General features: G+C 73.6%; 12 protein-coding genes and 2 pseudogenes. 6 read left to right on the forward strand and 8 right to left on the reverse strand.

The window, feature by feature from the left end; all coding sequences use genetic code 11:
* The first annotated feature begins 204 nt into the window (after positions 1-204).
* The gene (locus tag AB0472_RS45580; RefSeq protein ID WP_366365566.1) at positions 205-1,737 is read left to right on the forward strand and encodes a DUF488 family protein; all 1,533 of its coding nucleotides are present in this window, start codon (positions 205-207) and stop codon (positions 1,735-1,737) included.
* Between the two features lie 108 nt (positions 1,738-1,845).
* On the opposite strand, the pseudogene AB0472_RS45585 reads toward AB0472_RS45580, so the two are convergent.
* A pseudogene (locus AB0472_RS45585) lies at positions 1,846-3,087 on the reverse strand (TDT family transporter); the annotation flags it as partial.
* A 304-nt stretch (positions 3,088-3,391) separates the two neighbouring features.
* Here AB0472_RS45585 and AB0472_RS45590 point away from each other — a divergent pair.
* Both AB0472_RS45590 and AB0472_RS45595 read left to right on the forward strand, forming a co-directional pair.
* Positions 3,392-4,396, forward strand: a complete 1,005-nt coding sequence (locus AB0472_RS45590; protein ID WP_366365567.1) for a GlxA family transcriptional regulator — start codon at positions 3,392-3,394, stop codon at positions 4,394-4,396.
* Between the two features lie 300 nt (positions 4,397-4,696).
* Positions 4,697-5,425, forward strand: a complete 729-nt coding sequence (locus tag AB0472_RS45595; RefSeq protein ID WP_366365569.1) for a DNA-3-methyladenine glycosylase — start codon at positions 4,697-4,699, stop codon at positions 5,423-5,425.
* A gap of 168 nt (positions 5,426-5,593) precedes the next feature.
* Here the strand turns inward: AB0472_RS45595 and AB0472_RS45600 are convergent, their stop codons facing one another.
* The 4 genes from AB0472_RS45600 to AB0472_RS45615 form a co-directional block, all read right to left on the reverse strand.
* Positions 5,594-6,772, reverse strand: coding sequence for an acyl-CoA dehydrogenase family protein (locus tag AB0472_RS45600; protein WP_366365570.1), 1,179 nt, complete (start codon positions 6,770-6,772; stop codon positions 5,594-5,596).
* 94 nt (positions 6,773-6,866) lie between these two features.
* Complete coding sequence (locus tag AB0472_RS45605; RefSeq protein WP_366365580.1) at positions 6,867-7,172, reverse strand: cupin domain-containing protein; 306 nt, start codon at positions 7,170-7,172, stop codon at positions 6,867-6,869.
* A gap of 52 nt (positions 7,173-7,224) precedes the next feature.
* A complete protein-coding gene (locus AB0472_RS45610; RefSeq protein WP_366365572.1) occupies positions 7,225-7,605 on the reverse strand; it encodes a ferredoxin in 381 nt (126 codons plus the stop codon).
* A gap of 56 nt (positions 7,606-7,661) precedes the next feature.
* On the reverse strand, positions 7,662-8,105 hold the full coding sequence (locus AB0472_RS45615) for a universal stress protein (RefSeq protein WP_366365573.1): 444 nt from the start codon (positions 8,103-8,105) through the stop codon (positions 7,662-7,664).
* 349 nt (positions 8,106-8,454) lie between these two features.
* On the opposite strand from AB0472_RS45615, the gene AB0472_RS45620 reads away from it, so the two are divergent.
* Complete coding sequence (locus AB0472_RS45620; protein ID WP_366365574.1) at positions 8,455-9,051, forward strand: CBS domain-containing protein; 597 nt, start codon at positions 8,455-8,457, stop codon at positions 9,049-9,051.
* A gap of 78 nt (positions 9,052-9,129) precedes the next feature.
* The gene (locus AB0472_RS45625) at positions 9,130-9,495 is read left to right on the forward strand and encodes a DUF6479 family protein (RefSeq protein ID WP_351956391.1); all 366 of its coding nucleotides are present in this window, start codon (positions 9,130-9,132) and stop codon (positions 9,493-9,495) included.
* A 13-nt stretch (positions 9,496-9,508) separates the two neighbouring features.
* Here AB0472_RS45625 and AB0472_RS45630 read toward each other — a convergent pair whose 3' ends face one another.
* The 3 genes from AB0472_RS45630 to AB0472_RS45640 all read right to left on the reverse strand — a co-directional run bounded on the left by AB0472_RS45630 (position 9,509) and on the right by AB0472_RS45640 (position 11,438).
* Positions 9,509-9,964 carry an RpiB/LacA/LacB family sugar-phosphate isomerase gene (locus AB0472_RS45630; RefSeq protein ID WP_366365576.1) on the reverse strand — a complete coding sequence of 152 codons (456 nt, stop codon included), beginning with the start codon at positions 9,962-9,964 and terminating at the stop codon, positions 9,509-9,511.
* Between the two features lie 11 nt (positions 9,965-9,975).
* Positions 9,976-10,899: an NAD(P)-dependent oxidoreductase gene (locus AB0472_RS45635; RefSeq protein ID WP_366365577.1), complete on the reverse strand. Its 924-nt coding sequence runs from the start codon at positions 10,897-10,899 to the stop codon at positions 9,976-9,978.
* 71 nt (positions 10,900-10,970) lie between these two features.
* The gene (locus AB0472_RS45640) at positions 10,971-11,438 is read right to left on the reverse strand and encodes a MarR family transcriptional regulator (RefSeq protein ID WP_366365578.1); all 468 of its coding nucleotides are present in this window, start codon (positions 11,436-11,438) and stop codon (positions 10,971-10,973) included.
* 229 nt (positions 11,439-11,667) lie between these two features.
* On the opposite strand from AB0472_RS45640, the pseudogene AB0472_RS45645 reads away from it, so the two are divergent.
* Positions 11,668-11,789: pseudogene (locus AB0472_RS45645) on the forward strand (esterase); the annotation flags it as partial.

The following is an 11,789-nucleotide window of genomic DNA, read 5'->3' on the forward strand; positions in this document are numbered from 1 at the left end:
CCAGAAGGACCTCGGGATCGAGGTGCCGGACGCCGCGATCGCCGACTACGAGCGGGTGCTCGACACCGTGGACCTGGCCTCGATCGCGGAGCGCGCCCCAGCCGCTCCCGGCTTCCCGGCCGCCGGCCACCCGGCGGCCGAAGGGCAACGACATCCGCATCCCAGTAAAATGCTGCTACCGCGAGAGCGGCCAAAGGACGGACCATGGCCAGGATCACCTGCCGCAGGATCGACGAGCAGCCGCCGGACGTGGACGGCGAGGTCGGCGAGCGCGTGCTGGTCGACCGGGTCTGGCCGGAGGGCGTGCGCCGGCAGGTCGCGCCGTTCGACGAGTGGCTGCGGGAGGTCGCACCCTCCGTCGAGCTGCAGCGCTGGTACGGCCACAACCCCGGGCAGTTCGGTGAGTTCCGCCGCCGCTACCTCTCCGAGCTGGGCGATCAGCGCCACCGGTACGCGGCCGCCCGGCTCCGGGACCTGGCCGAACGCCACAGCCTCACCCTGCTGACCGCAAGCCGGGACGTGGAGCACAGCCATACCTCGGTCCTGGCCGAATGGCTCACCCGGCCCGGCCCTCCCGGCGAGCCGCGTCCGGCTGCCGACCCTGCCCCGCCCGCCCGCACCACTCCCGGTCCGCCGCCGCCCCGGCACCGCGCCGCCCTGTCCGACGCGGTGGCCGGCCTCAACCCGGGCGCGCTCGCGTTCGTCATGGGCACCGGCATCGTCTCCACAGCCCTGTACGTCAACGGCGCCGGCACCTTCTCCGCCGTACTGCTGTGGGTGGCCCTGGCGGGTTTCGTGCTCCTGGTGCCCGCGTACGGCTGGCGGCTGCTGCGTCGGCGCGAGCGGCTCGTCGCCGATCTCCTCGGCCCGCGCGCCTTCGCGTTCCTCACCCTCGCGATCTCCGCGAACGTGCTGGCCGCACGCTTCGTGCCGGACGGCCACACGGCGGTCGCGGGGGCGTTCCTGGCGTTCGGGACGCTGGGGTGGGTGGTGCTGGACTACGGCGTCCCACTCGCGCTCGTCACCTCGCTGAGGCGGGGCCCCACGCTCGACCAGGTGAACGGCACCTGGTTCCTGTGGGCGGTGGGATCGGAGTCGGTCGCGGTCGCGGCGGCCTCGCTGGCCCGGGTGACCCCGGGACACGCACTGGCCGTCCTGGCGGTGGTGTGCTGGGCCGTCGGCCTGGTGCAGTACCTGCTGACCGCCGCGCTGGTCCTGGCCCGGCTGCTGGTCAGGCCGGTGCAGCCGGAAGGCCTCATGACGTCCGTGTGGATCTTCATGGGCGCGGCGGCGATCGCCGTGCTCGCCGGAGTCCGGCTGATCGCCCTGCCGCCCGGCAGCACCATGCTGTCGCGCCCGTTCGTCACCGGGACGGCCGTCGTCCTGTGGGCCTTCTCCAGCTGGCTGATCCCGCTCCTACTGGCACTGGGTGTCTGGCGGCACGGGCTGCGCCGTGTCCCGCTGCGGTACGAGCTCGGCTGGTGGAACCTCGTCTTCCCGGTCGGCATGTACGCGGTCACCACGCACGAGCTGGGACGCGCCACCGGGACCCCGTGGCTGACCGGCGCGGGCCGTTGGGAGGTCTGGATCGCCGCCGTGTTCTGGGCCGTCGTGTTCGCCGCCATGGTCGTCGCCAGGCTCCGGGCCCGCCCCACGGCCACCCGCGGATCCGCGGGTACGGGCCGGACCGCCCCGCCGCGACGCACGGCCCCGGCGACGCCCGAAGCGCGGCCGTAGGCACGGGTGCCCGCTGCGTCCGTGCCGCGCGGAGCGGTGGCCGGCTCCCGTCATCGGTGGGCGCCGGTCCCGCTGCCCGACGGCGTGGCGCAGGGAGTGCCAGGCGACCACCGCCCAGGCGGCGACGAGCAGCGCGTACAGGACGACGGCGACGCAGACGAACAGCTGCGAGCCGGTGCGGGCGGCGAGGGCGCTGGTGCCGGTGACGCAGGCACCGAGGGGAAAGATGAAGGACCACCAGGTCGGCGCGAAGGGCAGCCCTCTGCGGATCTCCCGTACGGTCAGCGCCGTGGCCAGCACCAGCCACAGCAGGGCGAAGCCCCAGATCCCGAGGCCGCCCAGCAGCGCCGCGACCGCGGTCCCGCGCGCGTACGGGGCGGGCAGTGCGCTCGGCGCCGCAGTGGCCAGCGACGACAGTGCCGTCACCGCCTGGTCCAGCGCGCCCACACCGATCCACACCGTGGGCACCACCGCACCAACGGGCGCTTCGTGGTGCACCAGGCGGCTGTAGACCATGGCCAGCACCAGCAGGACCGCGACCAGTCCGAGTCCGAGCATGGCGTAGCAGCCCAGCAGCAGGGCCAGCCGCACCTGGCCGGCCGCCGCCCGCGGGACGAGCAGTGCGCCTGTCGCGGCGGAGACCAACGGCGGCACCACCGGCAGCAGCCAGCCACCGAACGCCGCGTCCGGCGTGAAACGGTGCCGCGTGACCATCAGGTACGGAACCGTGCAGGCGGTGGCGAGGCCCAGCACCGTACCGGCCGACCACAGCACCCAGTCCGCGTCGACCGCCGCACGCTCCCCGACCAGCCGCCGGCCGAGGAGCAGCGTCCCGGCCCCGACGACGAGCAGCGCCATCGGCGGCGCACCGAAGAACTGCGCCAGCGCCGGATCTCCGGCATGCGCCCGCAGCCTCCGCTGCCCGGCATAGACGCCGGCGAGCACGATCAGCAGCAGCGCGGTCCCGGCCCAGACCACCGTGGCGGCAGCGTCGAGCCCGGGGAAACCGCGCGGCAGGGTGGCGGCCGCGACCGCGACGATCCCGCTGCCCATCACCGCCGCGAACCAGCCGGGACCGAGCCCGCCCCGCTCCCGGTCGTCCGCCTCGTGCGGCTGGTCACGTACCTGCGCGGACGATCCCGGGGCCGGGCCGGTCCGGGAGGGGGCTGCTTGACTGGGACTGTGGGGCGGTGTCACGGCTCGGAACGCCTTCTCTTCTCGTGTCGGATGCGTCGCCGCCCTCGACCGGCGACGGTGACCGGCCGGATCGCAGCCGACAGCCCTCGGGCCGCCACGGAGACCGGCGGCCTGTTGGCGCCCCGACGCTACGGACGAACGCGCCCCGGCCACAGCACCGCACGTGCCACGACGCCCTCACACCAGGACATCGGGCACCGGGCAGACCGTGCGGCCCACCGGCCGGACGTCCCGATGTCCTGATCCGAGCGTGTCGTGGCCATCGGTACGGCCATGACGTCACGGCAGGCGGCCGCTGAGAGCGGGTGAGGCGCCGGCACCCGGCACCTCGGCACACGACGGGACACGGCATCGTCCCGCACGGACGCCGACGACGCCCGCTACGGGCGCGGACGAGGCGTCGCCGGGCGGATGATGGTGTCCCGCTGTGGGTCCCAGTCCGTCCGGGAGGCGCACGATGAAGGACAGGCCGTCAGGCAGGAAACCGCTCCTGGTGACCGTGCTGGTCTTCCCTGGGGTTCGGCTGCTCGACGTCACCGGCCCGATCGAGGTGTTCACGACGGCCAACGACTTCGGTGGCCGCTACCGCGTGCGCACGGTCTCCCCCGACGGCGCCGACGTGGTCACCGCGTCCGGCACCGGACTGCGCGTCGACCTGGCTGCCGCGCAGGTGCAGGAGGCGAGCGACGTGGTGGTCGTCCCCGGTGGCCCCGAGTGGCCCTCCCTCGTCAAGGACGACGCCCTGCTCGACGCCATCAGGGCGCTGGACTCACTCGGCTGCCGCACCGCGTCCATCTGCACCGGAGCCTTCCTCCTCGCCGCGGCCGGACTGCTCGACGGACGCAGGGCGACCACGCACTGGCGCTTCGCCGACCAACTGGGCCTGCGCTATCCGCGGGTGACCGTGGAGGCGGACGCCCTGTTCGTGCGCGACGGCCACATCATGACCTCGGCCGGCGTCAGCGCGGGCATCGACCTCTCGCTCGCCCTGGTCGAGGAGCACCTCGGCGCCGACGTCGCCCGCGCCGTGGCCAAGGACATGGTCGTGTTCATGCAGCGGCCGGGCGGCCAGTCCCAGTTCAGTGTCCGCACCCACACGCCGCGTGCGAGGCAGGAGATGCTGCGCCGGGTCCTGGACACGGTCGCCGAGGACCCGTCCGCGCCGCACACCCTTGCCGCCATGGCCCGCCGAGCCGGTGTGAGCGCCCGCCACATGTCACGCCTGTTCCACGAGGAGATGAGCACGACCCCCGCCCGCTATGTCGAGCAGGTCCGGCTGGAAGCCGCCCGGGCGATGCTGGAGGAGGGTGACGACCCCATGGCCACGGTGGCCCGGCGCACCGGCTTCGGGTCACCCGAGTCGCTGCGCCGCGCCTTCACGCGCAACCTGGGCGTCACGCCGGGGGTCTACCGGGCACGCTTCCGGACCACGCACACCGCGGGCGACAACACCCGCTCCTGAGGACCCGGAGGTGCCCGGCGCGCACGGGACGCCGCCGGGATCCGGCGCGGCGGCCGTGCCGGACGAGACCGGTCACACCTGCTCGACGGTCCGCCCCGGCACCGGCTCCGCGAGTGCGGCCCGCCCCGATCGTCCCCGGCCCGCGCCTCCGGCGGCGTGCCGGGCGCCCGGCTCCCATGTGCCATGTCCGTATCCGAGTGCCCTGCGGCTGCTTCCACGGCCATGGAGCGGGACGCGGAGAGCGCTGGCACCGTGGGGCGCCGGATCCGGCGCCCGGAAATCCCGACAGGAGGCAGCGGTTTGACGGAGAACCTGACGGTCCCGGGCGCGGCCGGGACCGATCACGAGCAGCTGCGGGCGTTCGACGAGCCGGAGGCCGCGCCGGCGGGCCGGTCGGCCTTGCCCGGGCGTTTCTTCGACCGGCCCGCCGTCGAGGTGGCTCCCGAACTGCTGGGGGCTCTCGTGGTCTCCCGCTCGCAGGATGGTGTGACAGCGGTGCGTATCACCGAGGTGGAGGCGTACGAGGGCCCGGACGATCCGGCCTCGCACGCGTTCGGCGGCCCGAACAGGACCAACCGGGCGGAGTTCGGAGCCCCGGGCACCTTCTACGTGTACCGGACGCATGCGGTGCACCGGTGCCTGAACGCTGTCTGCGGGCCCGGCGGGCGTCCCGCCTCGGTGCTGCTGCGCGCCGGCACCGTGGTGGAGGGAGCGGACGCCGCCCAAGAACGCCGTGGGCCCGGGGTGCGGGCGCGCGATCTGGCCCGCGGCCCGGCCAACCTCGCCCGGGCGCTGGGCATCGCCGATCTGCGTCATGACGGGCGGTCGGCGTGCGACGGGGCGGCGGAGCTGTTCCTCGCGGAGCCCGCCGGGGCCGTTCCGTCCGCGCGGATCGGCCGGGGGCCGCGGACGGGGGTGGGCGGTCCTGCCGCCGGGTACCCCTGGCGCTTCTGGGTGCTGGGTGAGCCGAGCGTCAGCCCCTACCGGCCGCACCCGGGGCCCCGCAGGCGGAGGCCTGCGGCGGGCTGACCCCACCGCCCGTCCGGCGCCCGCGGGCACGGGCGCGCACACGCCCGGTACCGCTCACCTCGCCCCCGGACGGAACAGGCGACCGCACGTGCGGTTCGTACGGAGGCGCAGCCCGCGGTCCGGGCCGCCCTCGGTGACGTGACGACCGGCGTCGGCGGCCCCGGCCGGCTAGCGCCGTACCCGGGGCATGCCCAGTCCGATCCACGAGATGATCTCCCGCTGGATCTCGTTGTTGCCGCCGCCGAAGGTGAAGATGACCGCCGAGCGGTAGCCGCGTTCCAGGTCGCCGTGGAGGACCGCGCCCGCCGAGCCCTCCTTGAGCGGACCGGCCGCACCGGCCACCTCCATCAGCCAGGCGTAGGCGTCGCGGCGGGCCTCGGAGCCGTAGACCTTGACGGCGGAGGCGTCCTGCGGGGTGAGGGTGCCTTCCTGGACGGCGCTCACCATCTGCCAGTTGAGTAGCTTCATGGCGTCCAGGCGGGTGTGGGTCCGGGCGAGGTTGCGGCGCACCCAGGGCAGGTCGACGACCCGGCGGCCGTCCGTCAGTTTGGTCTCCATGGCCCAGCGCTGCACGTCGTGCAGGGCCCGGATGGCCATGGTGCCGTGGGCGGCGAGGGTGACACGCTCGTGGTTGAGCTGGTTGGTGATCAGCCGCCAGCCGCGGTTCTCCTCGCCGACCCGTCGGGAGACGGGGACGCGGATGTTCTCGTAGTAGCTGGCCGTGGTGTCGTGCGAGGCGAGCGTGTTGATGACGGTGCAGGAGTAGCCGGGCTCGGTGGTCGGCACCAGCAGCATGGTGATGCCCTTGTGCGGCGGGGCCCCGGGGTCGGTGCGGGTGGCGAGCCAGACCCAGTCGGCGGTGTCGCCGTTCGTGGTCCAGATCTTCTGGCCGTTGACGACGTACTCGTCACCGTCGCGGACGGCCCGGGTCTTCAGGGCGGCGAGGTCGGTGCCGGCGTCGGGTTCGCTGTAGCCGATGGCGAAGTCGATCTCGCCGGAGAGGATGCGGGGCAGGAAGTACGACTTCTGCTCGTCGGTGCCGTACTGCATGATCGTCGGGCCGACGGTGTTCAGCGCCATCAACGGGAGCGGTACGCCGGCCTGGGCGGCCTCGTCGAAGAAGATGAACTGTTCCATCGCGGTCAGGCCGCGGCCGCCGTACTCCTTCGGCCAGCCCACGCCGAGCCAGCCGTCGGTGCCCAGGCGGCGGACGGTCTCCCGGTAGAAGCGTTTCTGCGCGGCCGGGTCGGCGTAGCGGGCGTACGCGTTCTCCGGCACCAGGCCGGCGAAGTAGGCGCGCAGTTCGGTGCGCAGCCGCTGCTGCTCGGGCGTGTGGTCGAGGTGCACGGCGCCTCCAGGCTCCCCAAGGGCGGTCCTGACGGCGCACACCGTAGAACGTGTTCCAGAAATAGGGAATGGCGGCGGCCCGCCGCGATCGCGGTCAGGACCGGCCGGGCGCCGGCGGGCTGCCGTGCAGGAAGCCGAGCGCCCCCGGGCCCAGGACCTCCAGCAGCGGCTCGGTGAAGACGCCGTCCACGAGGACGAACGCCATCCGGGCCGCCGTGTCCGTGCGGTTCTCCCAGCGGTGGCCGGTGCCGCGCTGGATCACCACGTCCGCGGCGCGCAGCACCCGCTCGGAGCCGTCGAGGACGAGGACGACCTCGCCGGCCAGGACGATGCCGTAGTCCACGGTCTGCGTCCGGTGGGTCGGGGAGACACAGCCCGGCGGGAACTCGTTGACGCGGATCTTGGTGCCGCCGGGGCCGGTGCCGTCGGCGGCACCCGTACGCCGGCCCCTGTCAGCCGAGCGCCGCCATGAAGTCCGTGCAGGCCACGGCGCACGCCCGGCAGGCGGCCGCGCTCGACTCGGCGCCCGGACGGGCGTCGAAGGCCCGCGCGCAGTCGAGGCAGACCGTGCGGCACCACTCCAGCTGGACGCGCAGCCCGTCCGGGTCCCGGTCGGTCTCCTCGGTCAGTGCCCGGCAGGTGGTGTCGCACACCTCGGCGCACATGATGCCGGTGCGCCGCAACCGGTCCGCCTCGGTGTCGGCGGTGCCGCCGGGGTCCAGGACCCCCGCACGAAGCGCACACATCCGGGCACACTCCGTGCAGGCCTGCGCGCACGTGAAGCGGTCTTCCAGGAACCGGTACAGGTCCTGCTGAGAAGACGTCGAAGTCATACGGCCCGGGTAACCAGCCCGCGGTGCGGGCAAACGCCGCGGGTGGCCGCCGCGGCTCAGTCCTCGTCCGCGCGGACGATCACGACCGGGCAGGTGGCGTGCTGGGACACGTGCTGGCTGACGGAGCCGAGCAGCGCGCGGGCGAACCCGCCCCGGCCGCGGCTTCCGACGACGAGGGCCTCGGCGCCCTCCGCGGCCCGCAGCAGGACGTCGGTGGTGTTGCCGTGCACCAGGTGGGAGCGGACCGAGCCCGCCGCGTCCGCGCCGAGCACGTCGGTCAGCTCCTGCCGCATCCGGTCCCGGGCCTGCTCCACGTCGAGGTCCATGTCCACGGCGGGCCCCGACCATCCGTACAGTCCCGGCAGCTCCCACACGGCGACCGCCTCGACGACACCGCCGACGAATCCGGCGTACCGAAGTGCCCAGCGCAGGGCCGCGTACGAGGACGGCGATCCGTCGACGCCGACCACGATCCGCCGCCCGGTGACATCCCCGTCCATGCGTTCCACCTCTCCTCGGGCTCCCCGCGCGCCCTCCTCCGGCTCTTCTCGGGCGTCCGGCGGGCCCCTCCTCCACGCTGCGCGACGGACGGCCGCACCGCCAGAGAAGTGCGGCCGGCGGCATGACGCGGCCGGTTCGCTGCCGTGCGGGTGCGGGGGCCGGTGAATTGCGGACCGGTGGGCCCTGGTGGCCCGGGCGTTCCCGTGGTGTGCTGGAGGTGACGGGAAGGACCCCCAGTGACGCGGGGAAGCGGTCGGCCACGGCCGCGCACCGCGCAATCAGGATCCGCGAGAAGTGGATGGCGTCCTTCCCGCCCTCTCGTGGTCGGCGGGATCCGAGGAGGCGACCATGCACGACAGCCCGCACACCGTCGGCGACGTGATGACCCGGGACCCCGTGGCCGTGGGCCGCGACACCCCCTTCAAGGACGTCGTCACGCTGATGGACCGGTGGAAGGTGAGCACCCTGCCGGTACTGGAGGGCGGGGGCCGGGTGGTCGGTGTCGTGTCCGAGGCCGACCTGACCAGGGCCCGTGCGGTGACCGCCGGGGAGCTGATGAACGCGCCCGCGGTGACCGTGCACGCCGACGCCCCCGTGGCGGAGGCGGCCCGGGTCATGGCCCGGCGCGGGGTCAAGCGGCTGCCCGTCGTCGACGGTACGGGCGTCCTCAGGGGCATCGTCAGCCGCGCGGACCTGCTGAAGGTGTTCCTGCGTGCGGACGAGGAGCTGACCGAGGAGGTGCGCCGGGAGGTCGTCGACCGCCTCTTCCCGCTCTCCGCCGACCACATCAGGGTCGAGGTGACCGAGGGAGTGGTCACCCTGACGGGCTGGATCGACGGCCCGGAACCGGCACCGGTCGCCGAACGGCTGACCCGCGCCGTGGAAGGCGTGGTCGACGTCCACTGCCACCTCTGCCCGGTCTCGGTACGCGACGATCCGCACTGACCTCCTGTCGCGCGCTGTGTTCGACCAGCCACCGATTACGTCCGGTTCGCTCCGTTATGAGAGGGGTATTCCTTTGCTATGAGTACGGAACCGATGCAGCTGGCCGCTCCCAGCGGCCTACTGAGTCTCGCGCTCTTCGTGGTGGCCGTCGCCGTGCTGGCGATGCTCGCCGGGGGCTTCTGGCTGGGCAACCGGGTCAAGTACCGCGAGTCGCCCCGCCCGCGTCCCGAGGAGCAGCCGAAGCTGCCACCGGAGGGAGCTGTGCACGAGATCCGGGAGAACCGCGAGTCGGAGGAGATCCCGCTGATGCCCAAGGGCGGCCGTCCGCTCACCCCGTACGAACTCAGCAACCAGCAGACCAGGCCGAGCACGTCGAAGGACCGGCCACGCTGGAGCAAGGGCTCCAGTGGCTCGTTCGGCGGCGGCGGGCTCGGCGCCCACTGACACCTGACGATTTCTAGACAGCCCCGCGGCCCGCGTCGAGGCGACCGACACGGGCCACGTTCCCGAGGTCCTCGGCGTCCTGGCTCGGCGTGCCCGCGAACCAGGCGTCGAGGATCTCCTTGAGCACCGGCTGCGAGGTCAGCCGCAGTCCGAGGGCGAGGACGTTGGCGTCGTTCCAGCGGCGGGCGCCGTCCGCGGTGTACGCGTCGGCGCACAGGGCCGCACGGACACCGGGCACCTTGTTGGCGGCGATCGAGGCACCGGTGCCGGTCCAGCAGCACACCACGGCCTGGTCGGCGGTACCGTCGGCGACGTCGCGGGCGGCCGCCTCCGAGCAGACGGCCCACTGCGGGTCGGCCCCGGGCGCCAGTGCGCCGTACAGGCGCACGTCGTGGCCGCGCCGGCGCAACTCCTCGACGAGGAGACGGGCGACGGGTTCGTCCATGTCGGAGGAGACGGAGATGCGCATGTCCCGGAAGCCTAGCCGGTGACCGGCGGCGCCCCGGTGTCCGTGCGGGCCTCGAGCGCGGTCAGGACCGAGGACATGTCGAGGCGCGCGTTGCCCAGCCGTACGCTCTCGCCGTAGAGATCGCTGCTGAGGTCGAGCATGGGGGTGGCGATCCCGGCCGCGCGGGCCGCGTCGGCGATGAGCCTGGTGTTGGCGTAGGCGTCGGCGGTGGCGGCCTGCACCGTGAAGTCGTGGGCCGCGAGCATCGGGACCTTGACCCGGGTGATGCCGCTCGCCAGCTGGCCGGAGTCGACGACGGCACGGAAGGTCTCCAGGTCCAGGCCCTGGCGCTGGGCGAAGTGGACGGCCTCGGCGAGTGCCGCGAGCGTGGTGTCCAGGTAGAGGTTGACGGCCAGTTTCATGAGGACCCCGGAGCCGGCCGGACCGCAGTAGACGGTCTCCCGGCACATCGGGCCGAGCAGCGGCCGCACCTCCGTCACCGCGTCCGGGGCGCCGCCGAGCATCGCGACCAGCTCGCCCGCCTCGGCCGGCTTGCGCGACCCGGAGACCGGCGCCTCCACGAAGCGGCCGCCGGCGGCCTCGATGTCGGCGGCGAGCCCGCGCGCGTACCCGGGTGCCGCCGAGCCCGTCGACACGACGATCCGGCCGGCGACCAGTTTGGCGAACTCCGGGCCGCCCCGGCCCAGTACGGCATCGGTCACGGTCTCGTCGACGAGCATGACGAACACGACACGGGCGCGGGCGAAGACCTCCGCGGCGCTCGCCGCCACCCGCGCTCCGGCCGCCCGCAGCGGCTCCGCCCGTTCGGGCGTCCGGTTCCACACGACGAGCGGGGTGCCGGCCCGGGCGAGGTTGAGCGCCATGGGCTGCCCCATCACCCCGAGCCCGACGAAGCCGTACACGGGGGCACCGGCACCGCCGGTCGCTTGCGTCATCGTCACAACTCCTCGTCGTCGTGCGGTGGGTGCGGAGCACCGGCACCGTACGGCGCCCGGCGCGAAGGGCGTCAGCGGTCGGCGTCGCGGTCGGAGACGTTCACGGTGAGCAGGCGCAGCAACTGCTTGGCCATGGCGTCCTGTTCGGGTGTCAGGCCCATGGCGTCGCCGATGGCGACCGGGACGGAGCGGGCACGGTCCCGCAGCCGGGCGCCGTCCGCGGTCAGCCGGATGGCGACGGACCGCTCGTCGTCGGGGCGCCGTTCCCTGGTGACCAGGCCGCTCGCCTCCAGACGCTTCAGCAGCGGGGAGAGCGTGCTCGACTCCAGCTGCAGCGCGGCACCGAGCTCGCGCACGGACACCGAGTCCTGGTCCCAGAGGACGAGCATCACCAGGTACTGCGGATAGGTCAGCCCCAGCTCGTCCAGGAGCGGCCGGTAGCGCGCGGTCACCGCGCGGGAGGCGGCGTACAGGGCGAAGCAGAGCTGGTCGTCGAGGAGCAGCGAGCCCTCGGCCGGCTCGGCGGCGGTGCGGTCCACTTGGCGGCTCCTGGTTCCTGCGGCGTCGATGGCCTGTCCCCACCTTAGCTTTCTGGTCCTCTCGACCCCATGGAGCCCAAACTCTTCGCGCCCGATGACATCGGACACCAACGGATCGATCGATATTAAGTAGCGTACGACTTAATCGCACGCTACTCTCTATCTCGTGCCGCCATCCCGGTGAACACCGCCGGCCACCCGTGCGCGGCACCCGATCCGAGAGGCCGTCATGACCGACGCCACGCCCGTCCGCCCCGTCCTCGAACCCGCCGCGCAGGCCTTCGTCGAGGCCACCGCCAACCCGCCCTACCTCTTCGACCTCGCCCCCGCCGAGGGCCGCAAGGCCGTCGA

The organism is Streptomyces sp. NPDC086777 (assembly GCF_040702065.1).
Classification (GTDB): domain Bacteria; phylum Actinomycetota; class Actinomycetes; order Streptomycetales; family Streptomycetaceae; genus Streptomyces.

What these genes read in the sequence shown, in the direction of transcription:
- AB0472_RS45580 (WP_366365566.1), top strand. Translation starts at nt 205, where the DNA reads ATGGCCAGGATCACCTGCCGCAGGATCGACGAGCAGCCGCCGGACGTG.
- AB0472_RS45590 (WP_366365567.1), top strand. Translation starts at nt 3,392, where the DNA reads ATGAAGGACAGGCCGTCAGGCAGGAAACCGCTCCTGGTGACCGTGCTG.
- AB0472_RS45610 (WP_366365572.1), bottom strand. Translation starts at nt 7,605, where the DNA reads ATGACTTCGACGTCTTCTCAGCAGGACCTGTACCGGTTCCTGGAAGAC.
- AB0472_RS45615 (WP_366365573.1), bottom strand. Translation starts at nt 8,105, where the DNA reads ATGGACGGGGATGTCACCGGGCGGCGGATCGTGGTCGGCGTCGACGGA.
- AB0472_RS45620 (WP_366365574.1), top strand. Translation starts at nt 8,455, where the DNA reads ATGCACGACAGCCCGCACACCGTCGGCGACGTGATGACCCGGGACCCC.
- AB0472_RS45625 (WP_351956391.1), top strand. Translation starts at nt 9,130, where the DNA reads ATGAGTACGGAACCGATGCAGCTGGCCGCTCCCAGCGGCCTACTGAGT.
- AB0472_RS45630 (WP_366365576.1), bottom strand. Translation starts at nt 9,964, where the DNA reads ATGCGCATCTCCGTCTCCTCCGACATGGACGAACCCGTCGCCCGTCTC.
- AB0472_RS45635 (WP_366365577.1), bottom strand. Translation starts at nt 10,899, where the DNA reads ATGACGCAAGCGACCGGCGGTGCCGGTGCCCCCGTGTACGGCTTCGTC.